The sequence below is a fragment of the Bradyrhizobium sp. TM233 genome, assembly GCF_036247965.1.
GTDB lineage: Bacteria > Pseudomonadota > Alphaproteobacteria > Rhizobiales > Xanthobacteraceae > Bradyrhizobium > Bradyrhizobium ottawaense.
Genome location: NZ_BTIG01000005.1, coordinates 97,316 through 113,781 on the forward strand (window position 1 = coordinate 97,316; position 16,466 = coordinate 113,781).

Below are 16,466 nucleotides of genomic sequence, written 5' to 3' on the forward strand. Positions count from 1 at the left end.
TTGGCGGATTGCGATCCCTGCGAAAATCCGCTTCCTGTCGGCCTGAAATCTGGCTCGCGGCCTATCACGACCGGGCCTGCGCGGGCAAGCAACGGTATGATAAAGAGCCGATGATCCGCTCCTTCCTGACCGTCTCGACGGGAACACTGGCCTCGCGGCTGCTGGGCTTTGCGCGCGACTCCCTGATCGCGGCGCTGCTCGGCACCGGCGCCGTGGCGGACGCATTCCTGGCCGCCTTCCAGCTCGTCAACGTGGTGCGCCGGCTGCTCAGCGAGGGCGCGCTGAACGCGGCGCTGGTCCCGGCCTGGCTGCGCATCCGTGACCGCGATGGCGCGGACGCTGCGGCAGCATTCGCGGGGCGCGTCCTCGGCACGGTCAGTGCGGCCCTGATCGCGATCTCGCTCGCGATTGCCCTGTTGATGCCGCTGATCATGACGGTCATCGCGCCCGGTTTTCTCGGTACCGGCACGCTCGATCTCGCCGTCCAGAACGCACGGCTGATGCTGCCTTATCTCGCCTTCGCCGGTCCCGTCACCGTGCTGATGGGGCTGCTGAATGCGCAAGGACGCTTTGCGCTCACGGCATTCTCGCCGCTGCTGTTCAACATCGCGCTGATCGCTGCGATCGCTTTGCTGCTCGTCTGGCACGCTGACGCCGGCTTCGCCGCATGGCTGCTGGCGGCCACGGTCGGCATCGCCGGCCTGCTGCAGCTCCTGATGCTGCTGTCGCAGCGAAGTGCGCGCCTCGCCACGCCTCTGCGCGTCAGCTTCGACAAGGAGATGCGCAGCTTCTTCGCCAAGGCGATCCCCGGCATGATCGCAAGCTCGGGACCGCAATGGCTGATGGTGGCCGGCGCGATCATCGCATCGGCGACGCCGTCCGCGGTGTCCTGGCTCTATTTCGCCAACCGCCTGATCGAGCTGCCGCTCGGCATCGTCGGCGTCGCCATGGGCACCGTGCTGGTGCCGGAGTTGACGCGCGCGGTGAGTAGCGGTGACCGTGATGCGGTAGCACACGCGCAATCGCGCGCGCTGGAGCTTGCGACCGGACTGGCGCTCCCCGCCACGCTCGGCCTGATCGTGCTGGCCGAGCCGATCGTGCGGCTGTTGTTCGAGCATGGCGCGTTCGGCGCGGAGGACAGCGCGGCGACCGCGCACGCGCTGATGTGGTTGGCGCTGGGCCTGCCGGCGCACGTGCTGATCAAGGCGTTGTCGCCGGCCTTCTATGCCCGCGGCGACACGATGACGCCGCTGCTGGCGACGGCCAAAGGTTTTGTGGTCGCGGTCGCCCTCGCCGTGCTGCTCGGCCATGTCTTTGGCACAAGCGGGATCGCGGCGAGCATCGCGGCCGGCGCCTGGAGCAGCGCGCTCTCGTTGCTGCGCAAGGGCACGGCCGCGTTCGGCTTCTCGGTCGATGCCGCCGCCCGCAAGCGGCTGCCGCGGATCGTGCTCGCCGCGGCCGCCATGGGCGCCCTGCTCTGGCTGACCGCGGGTCTTTTGCCCGCCGGGGCGCACGGCCTCATCCGCTTCCTTGTGCTGGGCGCGCAGATCACGGCCGGGATCGGCGTCTACGGCCTGCTTCTGCACGTCCTCGGCGCCGCCTCCTGGCGCGAGGCGGTTAACGCGCTGAAGCGGCCCGCCTAGCCCGACCCGGGCGCGCAGTACCATCGAATTACCCTTGACGAGGCAGCGCCGCTGTTGGAAACGACGGCCCGAATACCTATGGGAAGGCTCACCATGCCATTCGTTGAACGGGTTTTTTCGGGCGTCCAGCCGACGGGCAATCTGCACCTCGGCAATTACCTCGGCGCGATCGTCAACTTCGTGAAGATGCAGGAAACTCACAACTGCATCTATTGCGTCGTCGACATGCACGCGATCACGCAAGGCGTAGACGTCTGGGGCGGACCGGCCGAGCTTGCGCGCAACACCCGCGAGGTGACCGCGGCGTTCATCGCGAGCGGCATCGATCCGAAAAAGCACATCGTGTTCAACCAGAGCCAGGTCTCCGGCCATGCCGAGCTCGCCTGGATCTTCAACTGCGTCGCGCGCATGGGCTGGCTCGGCCGCATGACCCAGTTCAAGGAAAAGGCCGGCAAGGACCGCGAGAACGCCTCCGTCGGCCTGTTCGACTATCCCGTGCTGATGGCCGCCGACATCCTGCTTTACCGCGCCACCCATGTGCCGGTCGGCGAGGACCAGAAGCAGCATCTCGAGCTCTCGCGCGACATCGCGCAGAAGTTCAACAACGACTTTGGCGACTCGATCCGCAACCTCGGCGCCAATGACGGGCTGTTCTTCCCGCTGCCGGAGCCCCTGATCACGGGCCCGGCGACGCGGGTGATGAGCCTGCGCGACGGCACCAAGAAGATGTCGAAGTCCGATGCGTCGGACAATTCGCGCATCAATCTGACCGACGATGCCGATACCATCGCGCAGAAAATCCGCAAGGCGAAGACCGATCCGGAGCCGCTGCCGACGGAGGAGAAGGGCCTGGAAGCGCGTCCCGAGGCCGACAACCTCGTCGGCATCTTCGCCGCGCTCTCCGGCCGCCCCAAGGCGGATGTGCTGCGCGAATTCGGCGCCGGCCAGTTCTCCAGCTTCAAGAACGCGCTGGCGGAATTGTGCGTCACCAAGCTGGCACCGATCGCCGGCGAGATGAAGCGCCTCGTCGCCGACCCCGGCCATATCGATTCGATCCTGAACGACGGCTCCGACCGGGCCCGCGCCATCGCCGACGAGACGATGAAGCTCTCCAAGGACATCGTCGGCTTCATCCGCCGGCGCTAAAGACGGTCGGCGCCAGCGCGCCGGCCGCATCTCCTCTCCCCAACCTTGCGGGAGTGTGGCAGCATGCCCGCCGTGTACATGCCGGGACATGCATGACCAGCAAGCGACTTTGCTTCGAGCCGGGTCACAAGCCCAAATGCCTCGTCGTCGTCGACGAGACCGCCGAATGGGATCGCGCGGTCTACTATGCCAGCCGCTGGGCGATCCGCGCCGGCGGCGGCGTGGTGATGCTGCGCATCATCGAACCCGAACCGCAGAGCCAGGAATGGTTGGGGGTCGCCGACATCATGCGCGCGGAGGCGCAGGAAGCGGCGGAGGCCGCGCTCGACCGTGCCGCCGGCCGCGCCAACGGCATCGCCGCGATCACCCCGGAGCGGGTGATCCGCGAAGGTGTGCCGATGGAACAGCTGCGCGCCGTGATCGACGAGGACCCCGACATCGCCATGCTGGTGCTCGCCGCCAATCCGGGCGCGGAAGGGCCGGGCCCCCTGGTCGCGCTGCTCGCGCATGGGGTGGGGACGTTCCCGATTCCCGTCACGATCATTTCCGGCGCGCTGAGCGACCAAAGCGTCGATTCGCTGTCGTAGGGCACTTCTGACCCTCCCCTGAAGGGGAGGGTCAGCTCATGTCGAGCGAAGCGAGGCGTGAGGTGGGGTGGGGTGACGGTCTCTCACCATCCAACGGTGCCCGTGTGGAGAGATCACCCTACCCCGCTCGCGCTGCGCGCGATCGACCCTCCCCCTCCAGGGGAGAGCACCTTAACCCGCTGATATAACAACGAAACGCTCGCTTCTCCCCTTGATCGTGCGTTCGTCGTCGCCATCTGCTAGTGGATAGGGCACGCGCCGGCCTTGAACCGGCGACGTCTGGAGAAAACCATGTTCATTCAAACCGAAGCCACCCCCAATCCCGCCACGCTCAAGTTCATTCCCGGCCGCGTCGTGGTCGACGGCAGTCCGATGGAATTTGCCAGCCGCGAAGCCGCCACGCGCTCGCCGCTGGCCGAAAAGCTGTTCGAGGTGCCCGGCGTCACCGGCGTGTTCTACGGATCGGACTTCATCACCGTGACCAAGGCGAACGGTGAATGGCAGCAGCTCAAGCCCGCGATCCTCGGTGCCATCATGGAGCACTACATGTCCGGCGCGCCGCTGCTTGCCGACGGCGCGGCTCAAGGCGATGCCGATCTCGACGACGAGGACGAGTTCTTCGACGAGGCCGATGCCGAAACGGTCGACATGATCAAGGACCTGATCGAGACCCGGGTGCGGCCGGCGGTCGCCAATGACGGCGGCGACATCACTTTCCGCGGCTTCAAGGACGGGATCGTCTATCTCAACATGAAGGGCGCCTGCTCCGGCTGCCCGTCATCGACCGCGACGCTCCAGCACGGCATCCAGAACCTGCTCAAGCACTTCGTGCCTGACGTGGTCGAAGTCCGGCCGATGTGAGTTGCACGGCCTGCGCACCGATTTTCACTCCGTCATGCCCGGGCTTGTCCCGGGCATCCACGTTTTTGGGGCCGCAAAGTCGTGGATGGCCGGGTCAAGCCCGGCCATGACGGCTAGAACCTTAGGCATCATCCAATTGCCGATGCTATGATCACGTCATGCTGATCCTCGCCATCGATACCGCGCTCGACGCCTGCTCCGTCGCCGTACTCGACACCGAAACGGCCGAGCTCGTTGCGCAGGAGCAGCTTCTCATGAAGCGCGGCCACGCCGAGGCCCTGATGCCGATGATCGCGCGCGTGATGCAATCGGCCAATCTCGCCTTCACCTCGCTCGACCGCATCGCCGTCACCGTCGGCCCCGGAAGCTTCACCGGCCTGCGCGTCGGCATTTCGGCGGCGCGCGGCCTTGCGCTTGCGGCTGAGCGGCCGGCGATCGGCCTGACCACCTTGTCGGCCTATGCCGCCGCCATCGTCGGCCAGAGCAAATCGGCACCCGTGATCTCCGCAATCGACGCGCGGCACGACCATGTCTATTTCCAGATCGTCGCCGGCGACGGCAGCCAGCTGGTGCGGCCGAGCGTCGCTCCCGTCGACGAGGCGATCGCAGCCTCGCAATTCGGCGCGCCGCATCTGGTCGGCAATGCCGCGAATATCCTCGCCGAGCGCTGGCCGAAGGATGTCCCGCAGCCGGTCGCGGTCGACGCGCAGCCCGCGCCCGATATCGGCTGGGTCGCATGGCTCGGCGCCGCCGCCGATCCCGAGGCGAATCCGGCGCGGCCGTTCTATCTGAAGGCGCCCGACGCCAAGCCGGCGGCCCAGCCGCCATTTGCAGCACAAGCCCCGACCCCATGATGAGATGGCTATCGGAATGGTGGCGCGGCGGCACCGCCGCCGTCGAGCCCGCATCCGTGCGTGACGCCGCGCAGCTGGCGCAGCTTCACGGCGCCTCCTTCGCGCGCGGCTGGGGCGAGGGCGAATTCGAGAGCATGGTCAGCGAGCGCAACACGCTCGTGCATCGCTTACGCCTCGGCCGCAGGACCGTTGGATTCGCGGTATCGCGGATCGGGGCGGACGAAGCGGAAATCCTTTCGATCGCGGTGGACGAGGCCTATCGCGGCCGCGGCCTCTCCCGCACGCTGCTGATGACCCATCTCGGCCACCTCGCGGGGCGCGGCGTGCGCACAATATTTCTCGAAGTCGAGGAAAATAACCAGCCGGCGCGGCGGCTCTATGACGGGTGCGGATTCATGGTGGTCGGGCGCCGCGAACGCTACTATAAGCAGCCGAACGGGGAACAATTGAACGCCCTTCTGATGCGACGTGACTTGTCGTAACATCGGTGGCAGAAAGCGCCCCCGCCAGGCAGACAAATTATGACCGCACTGAAACCTTCTTCCGCATCCAAGGCGTCCGGCATCGAAGCGCGCTGTGCCGCCACCGGCATGCGCATGACCGAGCAGCGCCGTGTCATCGCCCGCGTGCTCGCGGAGGCGATCGATCATCCCGATGTCGAGGAATTGTACCGGCGCTGCGTTGCCGTCGACGACAAGATCTCGATCTCGACCGTCTATCGCACCGTCAAGCTGTTTGAGGATGCCGGCATCATCGAGCGCCATGACTTCCGCGAGGGCCGCGCCCGCTACGAGCAGATGCGCGACAGCCACCACGACCACCTCATCAATCTGCGCGACGGCAAGGTGATCGAGTTCACCTCCGAGGAGATCGAGAAGCTTCAGGCGGAAATCGCCCGCAAGCTCGGCTACCGGCTGGTCGACCACCGGCTCGAGCTCTATTGCGTCCCCCTCGACGACGACAAGCCGACGTCTTGATTTAGTGCCCGTCGACCTCATCATCTTCGACTGCGACGGCGTGCTCGTGGACAGCGAGGTGATCTCCTGTCGCGCGCATGCGGATGTGCTGACGCGGCACGGCTATCCGATCACGTCGGAGCAGGTGCTGGTCCGTTTCCTCGGCGTATCCGAGAAGGACGCGCGGCTGATGGTCGAACAGGAAATCGGCCGCAGCCTCCCGGCTGATCTGGAGCAGCAGATCAGCGCGGCCACACTGCAATTCTACGCCAGCGATCTGCAGCCGATCACCCATGTCGCTGCGGCGATCAGCGCAATCGATCTGCCCAAATGCGTCGCATCGAGCAGCACGCCGGAGAAGATTACTCACGGCCTGACCTGCGCCGGCCTCTACGACCTGCTCGCTCCCCACATCTTTTCAGCGAGCCAGGTCGCTCGCGGCAAGCCCGCGCCCGATCTGTTTCTGTTCGCCGCCAAGCAGATGAAAGTCACGCCCGAACGCTGCCTCGTGATTGAGGACAGCGTCCCCGGGGTGACCGGCGCGTCCGCGGCCGGGATGACCGTGCTGGGCTTTCACGGCGGCAGCCACTGCCCGCCGGGCCACGCCGAAAGGCTGCGCGCCGCCGGCGCCGGATCGACATTCGATGATATGCGGCAATTGCCGGAGCTGGTCCGGCAGGTCGGGATGAACGCCCTGACGGGCTGAATCTGGTGCCAAAACCTCTCGATTCCGCCATTTGCGACTGCGTCGCGCCCGGATTGACGGGCCCAAGGGGCCCATTCGCTGGATTTTCGTCCCTCCAACCTATATCTGAGGGCCGTCCTCCACCTCAATTCCAGGTTCCATGACGCCGCCGCGCAAGCTGCACATCAAATCATATGGCTGCCAGATGAACGTCTACGATGCCCAGCGCATGGTGGACACGTTGGCTCCGGAAGGATTCGTGGAGACGGCCAGCGCTGAAGACGCCGACCTCGTCATCCTCAACACCTGCCACATCCGCGAGAAGGCCTCCGAAAAGGTCTATTCGGAGCTCGGCCGATTGCGCGTCGCCAAGGACGAGGCTGCGCGCGAGGGCCGCACGATGCAAATTGCGGTCGCGGGCTGCGTCGCCCAGGCCGAGGGCGAGGAGATCGTGCGCCGCGCGCCTGTCGTCGATGTCGTGGTGGGACCGCAGAGCTATCATCATTTGCCGGGGCTGTTGAAGCGCGCCGGCGACGAAGGCCGCGCGATCGAGACCGAGTTTCCTGCCCAGGACAAGTTCGGCTTCCTGGCTCAGCCCAAGCCCGATGCGATTCGCGCGCGCGGCATTTCCGCTTTCGTCACGGTGCAGGAAGGTTGCGACAAGTTCTGCACCTTCTGCGTCGTGCCCTACACGCGCGGTTCGGAAGTCTCCCGTCCTGTCGCCAAGATCATCGACGACGTGAAACGCCTTGCCGACAACGGCGTGCGCGAGCTGACGCTGATCGGGCAGAACGTCAACGCCTATCATGGCGACGGACCGGACGGAAAGACCTGGCCGCTCGGCAGGCTGCTCGAGCATCTGGCGACGATTCCCGGCATCGCGCGGCTGCGCTATTCGACCAGCCACCCGCGCGACGTCGACGACAGCCTGATTGCCGCCCATCGCGATCTCGGTGCCCTGATGCCGTTCGTGCACCTGCCGGTGCAATCGGGTTCGGACCGCATTCTGGCGGCCATGAACCGGAAACATACCGCCGATGATTACCGGCGGGTCATCGACCGTTTCCGCACCGCTCGCCAAGACATTGCTTTTTCATCAGATTTTATCGTGGGCTTCCCCGGCGAGGGCGAGCAAGATTTTCTCGCCACCCTCGCGCTTGTCACGCAAATCGGTTACGCTGCGGCTTATTCGTTCAAATACTCCGCCCGGCCGGGAACGCCGGCCGCGGACATTCAGGAGACGGTGTCCCCCGCCGAGATGGACCAGCGATTGGAGCGGCTCCAGGAACTGATCGACAGCCAGCAATCGGCCTTCAACAAGGCTGCGATTGGCTCAACGGTCGATGTGCTGTTCGAGCGTCCGGCCCGCAAGGACGGCCAGATCGTCGGCCGCACTGCATTCCTGCAGCCCGCCCATGTGATGGCCTCGCCCGACATCATCGGACAAATCCTGCCTGTGCGGATCGACAGCCTCGAACGCTACAGCTTTCTCGGTGAGCTCGTGACGCCGCGTGGGGCGCGCGAGCCCGCTTTATCGCCAGCCATCGGAGCCTGAACCCTTGCCAAAAAGCGCATCGGATTCGTCTTCTCTCGCTCCCAGCCGCAAATTTGACCGCGACATGCAAGTTCCGCCCGAGACCCAGGTCGTCATCGACTTCGACGACAACCGCGCCGCTTCCGCGCTGGTCGGCCCCTACGGCCAGCATCTGGCGCAAATCGAGCGGCGGCTCGGCGTTGTCGTCGATTCCAAGGGCAACCACATCACGATCGGCGGCACGCGCGACGGCTGCGACGCCGCACGCCGCGTGCTGGAGATGCTCTACGCGCAGGCCGTGAAGGGGCAGGATCTCGACCAGGGCGAGGTCGAGGGCGCGATCCGCGCCGTGATCGCCCAGGGTTCCCTGTTCGAGTTCGACGCCAAATCGGCCAAATCCAGCTTCGACAGCATCAATCTGCGCAAGCGCCCGGTGCGCGCGCGGACCGCCGCACAGGATTCCTACATTCGCGCGCTGAAGCGCCACGAGCTGGTGTTCGGCATCGGCCCGGCCGGCACCGGCAAGACCTGGCTCGCGGTCGCGCATGCCGCGCAGCTGTTCGAGCGCAAGGAGGTCGACAAGATCATCCTGTCGCGTCCGGCGGTGGAAGCGGGCGAGCGGCTCGGTTTCCTGCCCGGCGATCTCCGCGAGAAGGTCGATCCTTATCTGCGCCCGATCTACGACGCGCTCTACGACCTCATGGATGCGCGCATCGTCGAGCGCGCGCTTCAGACCGGCGAGATCGAGATCGCGCCGCTCGCCTTCATGCGCGGCCGCACCCTCACCAACGCCGCCATCATCCTGGACGAGGCGCAGAACACCACGTCGATGCAGATGAAGATGTTCTTGACGCGCCTCGGTGAGAACAGCCGCATGATCGTGACCGGCGATCCCTCGCAGATCGACCTGCCGAACGGCCAGACCTCGGGCCTGGCCGAAGCGACCCGCCTCCTGGGCGGCGTCGAGGGCATTGCCCAGGTTCATTTCAAAGCCGAGGACGTGATCCGCCACGAACTCGTGGCGCGGATCGTCGCTGCCTACGAAGGCTCGCCGCAGCGGCCGGCCGCCGGCAAATCCTGACGAGGCAACAGCCGGACCCAGAGGGCGCGGACGAAGGCGCCTCATCGTTCCGAACAAAGACAATGTCGCAACCGAATCTTCCCATGACCGAGGTCCTCGTCGTCGCCGATTGCTGGCAGCACGAGCCCGATTCCGAAGCCGTGATTCAGCGCGCGGTTGCGGCCGCCGCCGAGAGTGTCGACGACGACGTTGCCGACGCGGAAGTGGCGGTGATGCTGACCGATGATGCCGGCATCCGCACCCTCAACAGCAACTGGCGCGGCATCGACAAGCCGACCAACGTGCTGTCGTTTCCCGCGCTCCAGCCGGAGGGTGAATGGAAGCCGGGCGATGCGCCGCGCATGCTCGGCGATATCGCGATCGCCTACGAGACCATGCGGCGCGAGGCGGACGAGGAACAAAAGCCGTTCGACCACCATTTGAGCCATCTTGCCGTGCACGGCTTCCTGCACCTGATCGGCTACGACCACGAGAACGACGGCGACGCCGAGGAGATGGAAACACTGGAGACGCAGATCCTGGCTCACCTTGGAATTCCCGATCCCTATGCAGACCGCGCAGGGACGCACTGAGATGCCGGATTCCGACCCGATCCAGGACAACCCGCGCCACACGGCCAATCTGCCGGCCGTGGTGCCCCAGGGCGAGGTGATGCGCCCGACCGCCGATGGCTGGCTCTTGCGCGCCATCCGCACGCTGTTCGGCTGGAAGGCGGGATCGGTGCGCGACGACCTCCAGGTCGTGCTCGATGCGACGACGCCCGACGACACCGGCTTCTCGGCGGTCGAGCGCACCATGCTGCGCAACATCCTCGGTCTGCACGAGCGCCGCATTGCCGACGTCATGGTGCATCGCGCCGACATCATCGCAGTGAAGCGCGACATCCCGCTCGGCGAGTTGATGGACCGCTTCGAGAGCGCCGGCCATTCGCGCCTGGTGGTCTTCAACGAGACGCTCGACGATCCCGTCGGCATCGTCCACATCCGCGACCTGCTCGCTTTCATGACCGCGCGTGCCCGCGTCTCGGAAGCCACCAAGACCAAGCGCAAGAAGCCGCTGCCGGCCGGGCTCGACCTCCGCACTGTCGATCTCGCGCTGCCGCTCGAGGATGCGCGCATCATCCGCAAGCTGCTCTACGTGCCGCCGTCGATGCGGGCGATCGACCTGCTCGCGCAGATGCAGGCCACGCGCATCCACCTGGCGCTGGTGGTCGACGAATATGGCGGCAGCGACGGGCTGGTCTCGATCGAGGACATCGTCGAGCAGATCGTCGGCGAGATCGACGACGAGCACGACAGCGACGAGCCGCCCTCGATCGTGCGCCTGCCCGACAACGCCTTCATCGCCGACGCCCGCGCCAGCCTCGACGACGTCCGCTCGGTGATCGGCGAGGATTTCGTCACCGGCGAAGCCGGCGAGGAAGTGGAGACGCTCGGCGGCTATCTCGTCAGCTTCGTCGGGCGCCTGCCGGTGCGCGGCGAGGTGATCTCGGGTCCCGGCAATTACGAGATCGAGGTGCTCGATGCCGATCCGCGCCGCGTCAAGCGGCTGCGCATCTCGACGCGGAAGGAGCGTCCCGCGCCGCGCACGCAGCGCGAGAGCCGGCGCCGCGAGGCTGCGCCGGACAGCGGTCAATCGCCGGCCAATGACACGCCCACCCCGCCGCCAAGCGACGGGACCGGCCAGCAGTGAGCCCATTCCAGCGACTTCGGCAGATTGCGCTCGCCATCATCCTCGCCTGGGGATGGAAGCGCGCCGTCATCGCCATGGGGTGCGGAGCGCTGTCGGTGCTGGCGCTGGCGCCGTTCAACCTCTTTCCGGTGCTGTTCATCACCTTCCCGGTGCTGGTCTGGCTGATCGATGGCGCCGGCGCTGGGCGATACAACGGCGTCCCCGCCGCGGCGCTGACCGGCTACTGGTTCGGGCTCGGCTATTTCGTCCCCGGCCTCTACTGGATCGGCTACGCCTTCTTTGTCGAGGCCGATGTGTTCGCCTGGCTGACGCCATTCGCCGTGCTCGGCCTGCCGGCTTACCTGTCCATCTTCACGGCGATCGGCTTTGCGCTGGCCCGCCTGCTCTGGACCAAGAACGCCACGCGCGTGCTTGCGCTCGCAGCAAGCCTCACCATCAGCGAATGGCTGCGCGGCCACGCGCTGACCGGCTTTCCCTGGAACGCGTTCGGCTACGCGCTGTCCGAGCCGCTGCCGCTGGCGCAGACCGCCTCGCTGGTCGGCCTGTGGGGCATGACATTCCTGACGGTTGCGATCTTCGCGAGCCCCGCGACGCTGATCGACCGCACGCCCGATCGCCGCCTGGCGTGGCGCGTGCCGGCGGCCGCAATCGCGCTCCTGCTTGTCATGAGCATCTTCGGCGCGATCCGCCTGTCGCTGCATCCGACCACGATGGTTGTTGGCGCCAAGCTGCGCCTGATGCAGCCGAACCTGCAGCAGGACGCCAAGTTCAACTACGCCGCCAAGTCGGAGGTGATGAGAAGATATTTGGCGCTGTCGGACCGTGCCTCCGGCCCGCAATCGACCGGCGTGCGCGATGCCACCATCCTGATCTGGCCGGAATCTGCCTTTCCGTTCTTCCTGACCCGCGAAGCCGACGCGATGGCGCAGATCGCCGATCTTCTGCCCAAGGGCACGGTGCTGATCACGGGTTCGGTCCGCGCGCCCGACCTGCCGCGAGGCACGCCGATCACGCGTGCCTATAATTCGATCTACGTGATCGATCACGACGGCAGCGTGCTCGCAGTGTACGACAAGTTGCATTTGGTGCCGTTCGGAGAATTTCTTCCCTACCAGGCATTGATGGAGAAGCTCGGTTTCGAGCAACTGACGCGTGTGCGCGGCGGCTTCATTCCCGGCACTGTACGGCATGCGCTGCAGGTGCCCGGCGCGCCGCCCGCGCTGCCGCTGATCTGTTACGAAGCGATCTTTCCCGGCGAGGTGGCTGGACGCAACGAACGTCCGGGCTGGATCGTGAATCTCACCAATGACGGTTGGTTCGGCATTTCGACCGGCCCCTATCAGCATCTGGAGCAGTCGCGCATGCGCGCCATCGAGCTCGGATTGCCGCTGGTCCGCTCCGCCAATACCGGCATCTCTGCGGTGATCGATCCGGTGGGCCGCACCGTCGCCAGCCTCGGTCTCGGAATCGAAGGCATTTTGGATGCAAGCCTGCCTGCCGCGATATCACCGACCGTCTATGCGCGCGTGGGCGACGTGCCGGCCGCCATGCTGGTCGCGCTGGCCGTGATTCTGGCGGTCCGCCGACGTGTCGCCAAGCGGAAGGCCTGATCGCGCCATCGCCGTGGAGGCGGCCGGAAGCTTTTGACAACCGTAGTCCCACGGTTGACAGACTGCACATGGGCTCCCCATTCTGCACCGGCTGCAAAAGACAGCGGTGCATTGCTAAATTTCTCCGCAATGTTTCCCAATAAGAGGGTTTGATTTGACGATGCTTGCACCTGAGGCACTCCAGTTGATTGCGCTGAAGGTGGTGTTTGGAGGGCTGAGGAAATGTCGAAAGCGCCCAACCCTGTTGACAAATATGTCGGCAGTCGCGTGCGTATGCGCCGCATCATGTTGGGCATGAGCCAGGAAAAGCTCGGTGAAGCTTTGGGCCTGACTTTCCAGCAGATCCAGAAATATGAGAAGGGCACGAACCGGGTCGGCGCCAGCCGTATCCAGCAGATCGCCGAGATTCTCCAGGTGCCGGTGTCGTTCCTGTTCGAGGGCGGCCCGAGCGGCGTGGCGGGGCCGGACGGCTTCGCAGAAGGCGCTTCGCCCTCCTATGTTTCGGACTTTCTCGCGACCTCCGAAGGACTTGCGTTGACCAAGGCGTTCACGCGAATCACCGATTCGAAGATGCGCCGCTCGATCGTCGATCTCGTCGAGCAGATTGCGGCTCGCGAAGGTCCCGACAAGCGCTGATCGCCACTCAGTGGCGATTTGAGACTGCGTCAAATCTGGCCTATGTCGTCATTTGTGGCCGCGCTTTGACGCGCGTCCGCTTCGATGATGCGATTCAAAGGCACAGATGCGCCCATGGCCGGCTCCAATTGGTTCGATTCCCAAACTATTCTCGATGGCATCCGCCGCTGGGTGGAGGTCGAGACGCCGACGGAAGCGCCTGAACAGGTCAACAGGCTGATCTCTGTGGTCACGGAGCAATACCGCGATCTGCCGGTCACGCTGGAGCGTGTCGCCGGCGTCGATGGCTGCGGCGATCATCTCGTGGCGCGCTCGAATTGGGGGCAGGACCGGCCGGGCATCCTGGTGCTGAGCCACCTCGACACCGTCCATCCCATGGGATTCATCGAGCGGCTGCCGTTCAAGGTCGAAGGCGACGTCGCCTACGGTCCCGGCATCTACGACATGAAAGGCGGGGCCTATATCGCCCATCACGCGTTTGGTGCGCTGTGCGCGACGGCCGATCGCTCGCCGCTCGGCATCACGCATTTGTTCACCTCCGACGAGGAGATCGGCAGCCCCACCTCTCGCGCACTCATCGAGACCGAAGGGCGCAAGGCCAAATATGTGCTGGTGACGGAGCCGGCGCGCGACGGCGGCAAGATCGTCACCGGACGCAAGGGCGTCGGACGCTTCCGGGTGCTCATCAAGGGCGTGCCCGCGCATGCCGGCTCGCGGCCGGAAGACGGCCGCAGCGCCGTGCGCGAGCTCGCCAACGTCATCCTGGCCCTGGAAGGGATGAACGACCTGACACGCGGCGTCAGCATCAATGTCGGCGTGGTTCGTGGCGGCACGCGCCCCAACGTCACGCCGGAAGAGGCCTATGCCGAAGTCGATCTGCGCGTCGTGAGCCTGAAGGACGCAGAGGAGTTCGTCGGCAAGATCCTTGGGCTGACGTCGAAGACCGAAGGCGTCACCGTCACCGTCACCGGCGAGCTCAATCGTCCGCCATACGAGAAGAGCAACGCAGGCGCCTCGCTGTACGAGCATGCGAAGACGCTCGCCGGCGAGATCGGCTTCGAGCTGGTCGACACCCACACCGGCGGCGGCTCGGACGGCAATTTCACCGCGGCCCATACCGCGACGCTCGACGGTCTCGGCGTCGACGGCAAGGGCGCGCACACCCATTATGAGCAGCTCTATGTCTCGTCGCTCGCGCCGCGCGCGCGGCTGCTCCATCGCCTGTACCAGACGCTGCGATGAGCGAGCGCAAATCGACCCCCGACCGAGACGACAGCGAGCGCGCGTTCTTCGGGCGCCGCAAGGGTCACAAGCTCAGGCAGCACCAGGCCGAGCTGATCGGTCAACTGCTGCCGCATCTGGCGCTCGACATCGACGGTGAGACGCCGGCGGACGCAAGCGAGATCTTCGATCCCGCCGCCGACGATGTGCGGCTCGAGATCGGCTTCGGCGGCGGCGAGCATCTGGCGGCCGAGGCACAAAGCTTCGCCACGACAGGCTTCATCGGCTGCGAGCCCTATGTCAACGGCATGGCCAAGATCCTCGCGCAGATCGAGGCCGCCAACATCGGCAACATCCGCCTGTTTGCAGGCGACGCCGCCGAGCTGCTGGCCTGGCTGCCCGAGGCATCGCTGTCGCGGATCGACCTGATCCATCCGGATCCCTGGCCGAAGCGGCGGCACTGGAAACGGCGCTTCGTCCAGGACAGGACCATCGCCGCGATGGCACGCGTGCTGAAGCCGAACGGCGAATTCCGCTTTGTCTGCGACATCGACGATTACTGCGCCTGGACGCTGTCGCATCTTGCGCGTTCGCAGGATTTCGTCTGGCTTGCCGAACGCGCCGATGACTTCAGGCAACCATGGGCGGGCTACACCATGACGCGCTACGGCCGAAAGGCCGCACGCGAGGGACGGAAGGCGGCGTATTTGCGATTCAGACGACTCTAGATCGTCTGCCGGTTGCGCCAGAAATTGACGACGCGCTCGGCGGTCGTCGGCATCAGGCGCGTGAAGTTCACGCGCGCGGCCTCGATATCGGCATCGGCCGGCGTGCGGTGCGGACCGTACCAGAGCAGGATGAGCGCGCGCACCGTGGGCCAGCCGAGATTCAGCACGCGGCCGAGAATGAGGATCGGATCGTAGCGGTCGCCTGCAATCAGGCGGTCGAGGACCGAGAGCCGAACGCCGGACATCGCCGAGAGCGAGGCGATGGATTCCTCGTATTTGTTCGCCTTGGCGAAGCCGAGCAGCGCGCTCTCGCCGAGATGGCCCTCGCGATGCAGGGTGAGCACCGTGCGCTGGGCCGCGGAGAAATCGCGCCGTGGCCCCGGCGGCAGCGCGGCCTCCTCGATGGCCACCATCGCGCGCTTGATCTCGACCTGGCGCGCGGGATTGACCACGCTGGAGAGCCGGCGGCGGATGACGTCGAGCGTACCGTCGAGAAGCTGTTTCAGATTCTCGCCCGAGAGATCACTGCGCTGGCCGATCTTGAGCGTCAGCACGCCGTCCTGCGCCGCACGCTTGATCAGCTCGGAATAGCTGCCAGGCGAGAACACCGCGCCGGCATTGCCCGCGGCGCGCCGCACCACGTCGCGGTCGCCGCGCTCCACCAGCACGTCGGTGATGACGGGAGACAAAGCGGGGCGCTCCGTCATCGCCAGCAGATGCCCCTGACCTTTCAACCGCGCAATCTCGACCAGCGCGGCGTCGTCGAGCACGGGGGAGCTGCGCAGCACTGGACCTGCGACCGCGATTTCGTTTTCGCGCGCGAGCTGATTCACCAGATGCGGCGGGGCATTGTTCAATCGCGAGAACCGCTCGGCGAGATCGACGCGCGAGGCAAGCTCCGCATGCGGGACGAGATCGATCAGGAGGTTGTCGAACAGATCGATGAGCTCGGGCCGAAGTCTTGCGGGATCCTGGAAGAACAGCTCGGAGATGGCGCGCGCGATTTCGCCGCGTCGCCGCGGATCGCCGCGTTTGACGATATCGTCCAGTCCGGGAATGAGCGACGTGGCAACGGTCATGAAAACGCAACTCGTACGGGGCACGCCGCGGGCGCGCCCTTGGTCCAAGCCGCCCCACAATCAGGGAATTTAGCCCCCCGAGGTGAAGGAAGCGTTAGGCCCGGGGCGCCGCGAATCGGGCGCAAAAAGCCTCGTCTGGCCTGCGATGGGCCT

At 65.8% G+C, this 16,466-nt stretch carries 17 protein-coding genes; 16 read left to right on the plus strand and 1 reads right to left on the minus strand.

Annotated elements, in window-relative coordinates:
* Window positions 1-110 precede the first annotated feature (110 nt).
* The 16 genes from murJ to trmB all read left to right on the plus strand — a co-directional run bounded on the left by murJ (window position 111) and on the right by trmB (window position 15,234).
* Entirely contained in the window at window positions 111-1,643 is a 1,533-nt protein-coding gene (murJ, locus tag AABA86_RS14225; protein ID WP_338307256.1) for a murein biosynthesis integral membrane protein MurJ, read from the plus strand.
* Between the two features lie 93 nt (window positions 1,644-1,736).
* Entirely contained in the window at window positions 1,737-2,789 is a 1,053-nt protein-coding gene (gene trpS, locus AABA86_RS14230; protein ID WP_212243528.1) for a tryptophan--tRNA ligase, read from the plus strand.
* Window positions 2,790-2,881: 92 nt separating this feature from the next.
* Window positions 2,882-3,376: a universal stress protein gene (locus AABA86_RS14235; protein ID WP_212243527.1), complete on the plus strand. Its 495-nt coding sequence runs from the start codon at window positions 2,882-2,884 to the stop codon at window positions 3,374-3,376.
* Between the two features lie 291 nt (window positions 3,377-3,667).
* Window positions 3,668-4,237 carry a NifU family protein gene (locus AABA86_RS14240; RefSeq protein WP_212243526.1) on the plus strand — a complete coding sequence of 190 codons (570 nt, stop codon included), beginning with the start codon at window positions 3,668-3,670 and terminating at the stop codon, window positions 4,235-4,237.
* Window positions 4,238-4,395: 158 nt separating this feature from the next.
* Window positions 4,396-5,091: a tRNA (adenosine(37)-N6)-threonylcarbamoyltransferase complex dimerization subunit type 1 TsaB gene (tsaB, locus tag AABA86_RS14245; protein WP_212243524.1), complete on the plus strand. Its 696-nt coding sequence runs from the start codon at window positions 4,396-4,398 to the stop codon at window positions 5,089-5,091.
* Complete coding sequence (gene rimI, locus AABA86_RS14250) at window positions 5,088-5,573, plus strand: ribosomal protein S18-alanine N-acetyltransferase (RefSeq protein WP_212243522.1); 486 nt, start codon at window positions 5,088-5,090, stop codon at window positions 5,571-5,573. The genes tsaB and rimI overlap by 4 nt, the downstream gene beginning before the upstream one ends.
* Before the next feature lie 39 nt (window positions 5,574-5,612).
* Complete coding sequence (locus tag AABA86_RS14255) at window positions 5,613-6,068, plus strand: Fur family transcriptional regulator (RefSeq protein ID WP_018319430.1); 456 nt, start codon at window positions 5,613-5,615, stop codon at window positions 6,066-6,068.
* A gap of 4 nt (window positions 6,069-6,072) precedes the next feature.
* Entirely contained in the window at window positions 6,073-6,753 is a 681-nt protein-coding gene (locus tag AABA86_RS14260; protein ID WP_212243520.1) for an HAD family hydrolase, read from the plus strand.
* 139 nt (window positions 6,754-6,892) lie between these two features.
* Window positions 6,893-8,287: a tRNA (N6-isopentenyl adenosine(37)-C2)-methylthiotransferase MiaB gene (gene miaB, locus AABA86_RS14265; protein WP_212243517.1), complete on the plus strand. Its 1,395-nt coding sequence runs from the start codon at window positions 6,893-6,895 to the stop codon at window positions 8,285-8,287.
* 64 nt (window positions 8,288-8,351) lie between these two features.
* Window positions 8,352-9,347, plus strand: coding sequence for a PhoH family protein (locus AABA86_RS14270; protein WP_212243516.1), 996 nt, complete (start codon window positions 8,352-8,354; stop codon window positions 9,345-9,347).
* Between the two features lie 62 nt (window positions 9,348-9,409).
* Complete coding sequence (gene ybeY / locus AABA86_RS14275; RefSeq protein WP_338307257.1) at window positions 9,410-9,919, plus strand: rRNA maturation RNase YbeY; 510 nt, start codon at window positions 9,410-9,412, stop codon at window positions 9,917-9,919.
* A gap of 1 nt (window position 9,920) precedes the next feature.
* Window positions 9,921-11,039, plus strand: coding sequence for a hemolysin family protein (locus AABA86_RS14280; RefSeq protein WP_246549918.1), 1,119 nt, complete (start codon window positions 9,921-9,923; stop codon window positions 11,037-11,039).
* Entirely contained in the window at window positions 11,036-12,649 is a 1,614-nt protein-coding gene (gene lnt / locus AABA86_RS14285; protein WP_338307258.1) for an apolipoprotein N-acyltransferase, read from the plus strand. The genes AABA86_RS14280 and lnt overlap by 4 nt, the downstream gene beginning before the upstream one ends.
* 222 nt (window positions 12,650-12,871) lie before the next feature.
* Window positions 12,872-13,285 carry a helix-turn-helix domain-containing protein gene (locus tag AABA86_RS14290; RefSeq protein ID WP_008131807.1) on the plus strand — a complete coding sequence of 138 codons (414 nt, stop codon included), beginning with the start codon at window positions 12,872-12,874 and terminating at the stop codon, window positions 13,283-13,285.
* 84 nt (window positions 13,286-13,369) lie between these two features.
* The gene (locus tag AABA86_RS14295; protein WP_338307259.1) at window positions 13,370-14,527 is read left to right on the plus strand and encodes a M20 family metallopeptidase; all 1,158 of its coding nucleotides are present in this window, start codon (window positions 13,370-13,372) and stop codon (window positions 14,525-14,527) included.
* Window positions 14,524-15,234: a tRNA (guanosine(46)-N7)-methyltransferase TrmB gene (gene trmB, locus AABA86_RS14300; protein ID WP_338307260.1), complete on the plus strand. Its 711-nt coding sequence runs from the start codon at window positions 14,524-14,526 to the stop codon at window positions 15,232-15,234. The genes AABA86_RS14295 and trmB overlap by 4 nt, the downstream gene beginning before the upstream one ends.
* On the opposite strand, the gene AABA86_RS14305 is transcribed toward trmB, so the two are convergent.
* Complete coding sequence (locus AABA86_RS14305; RefSeq protein WP_212243500.1) at window positions 15,231-16,313, minus strand: DUF2336 domain-containing protein; 1,083 nt, start codon at window positions 16,311-16,313, stop codon at window positions 15,231-15,233. The two genes, trmB and AABA86_RS14305, sit on opposite strands and share 4 nt — an antisense overlap.
* Window positions 16,314-16,466: the final 153 nt, after the last annotated feature.

Coding starts and splice junctions, on each gene's coding strand:
- murJ (WP_338307256.1), top strand. CDS start 111: ATGATCCGCTCCTTCCTGACCGTCTCGACGGGAACACTGGCCTCGCGG.
- trpS (WP_212243528.1), top strand. CDS start 1,737: ATGCCATTCGTTGAACGGGTTTTTTCGGGCGTCCAGCCGACGGGCAAT.
- AABA86_RS14235 (WP_212243527.1), top strand. CDS start 2,882: ATGACCAGCAAGCGACTTTGCTTCGAGCCGGGTCACAAGCCCAAATGC.
- AABA86_RS14240 (WP_212243526.1), top strand. CDS start 3,668: ATGTTCATTCAAACCGAAGCCACCCCCAATCCCGCCACGCTCAAGTTC.
- tsaB (WP_212243524.1), top strand. CDS start 4,396: ATGCTGATCCTCGCCATCGATACCGCGCTCGACGCCTGCTCCGTCGCC.
- rimI (WP_212243522.1), top strand. CDS start 5,088: ATGATGAGATGGCTATCGGAATGGTGGCGCGGCGGCACCGCCGCCGTC.
- AABA86_RS14255 (WP_018319430.1), top strand. CDS start 5,613: ATGACCGCACTGAAACCTTCTTCCGCATCCAAGGCGTCCGGCATCGAA.
- miaB (WP_212243517.1), top strand. CDS start 6,893: ATGACGCCGCCGCGCAAGCTGCACATCAAATCATATGGCTGCCAGATG.
- AABA86_RS14270 (WP_212243516.1), top strand. CDS start 8,352: ATGCAAGTTCCGCCCGAGACCCAGGTCGTCATCGACTTCGACGACAAC.
- ybeY (WP_338307257.1), top strand. CDS start 9,410: ATGTCGCAACCGAATCTTCCCATGACCGAGGTCCTCGTCGTCGCCGAT.
- AABA86_RS14280 (WP_246549918.1), top strand. CDS start 9,921: ATGCCGGATTCCGACCCGATCCAGGACAACCCGCGCCACACGGCCAAT.
- AABA86_RS14290 (WP_008131807.1), top strand. CDS start 12,872: ATGTCGAAAGCGCCCAACCCTGTTGACAAATATGTCGGCAGTCGCGTG.
- AABA86_RS14295 (WP_338307259.1), top strand. CDS start 13,370: ATGATGCGATTCAAAGGCACAGATGCGCCCATGGCCGGCTCCAATTGG.
- trmB (WP_338307260.1), top strand. CDS start 14,524: ATGAGCGAGCGCAAATCGACCCCCGACCGAGACGACAGCGAGCGCGCG.
- AABA86_RS14305 (WP_212243500.1), bottom strand. CDS start 16,313: ATGACCGTTGCCACGTCGCTCATTCCCGGACTGGACGATATCGTCAAA.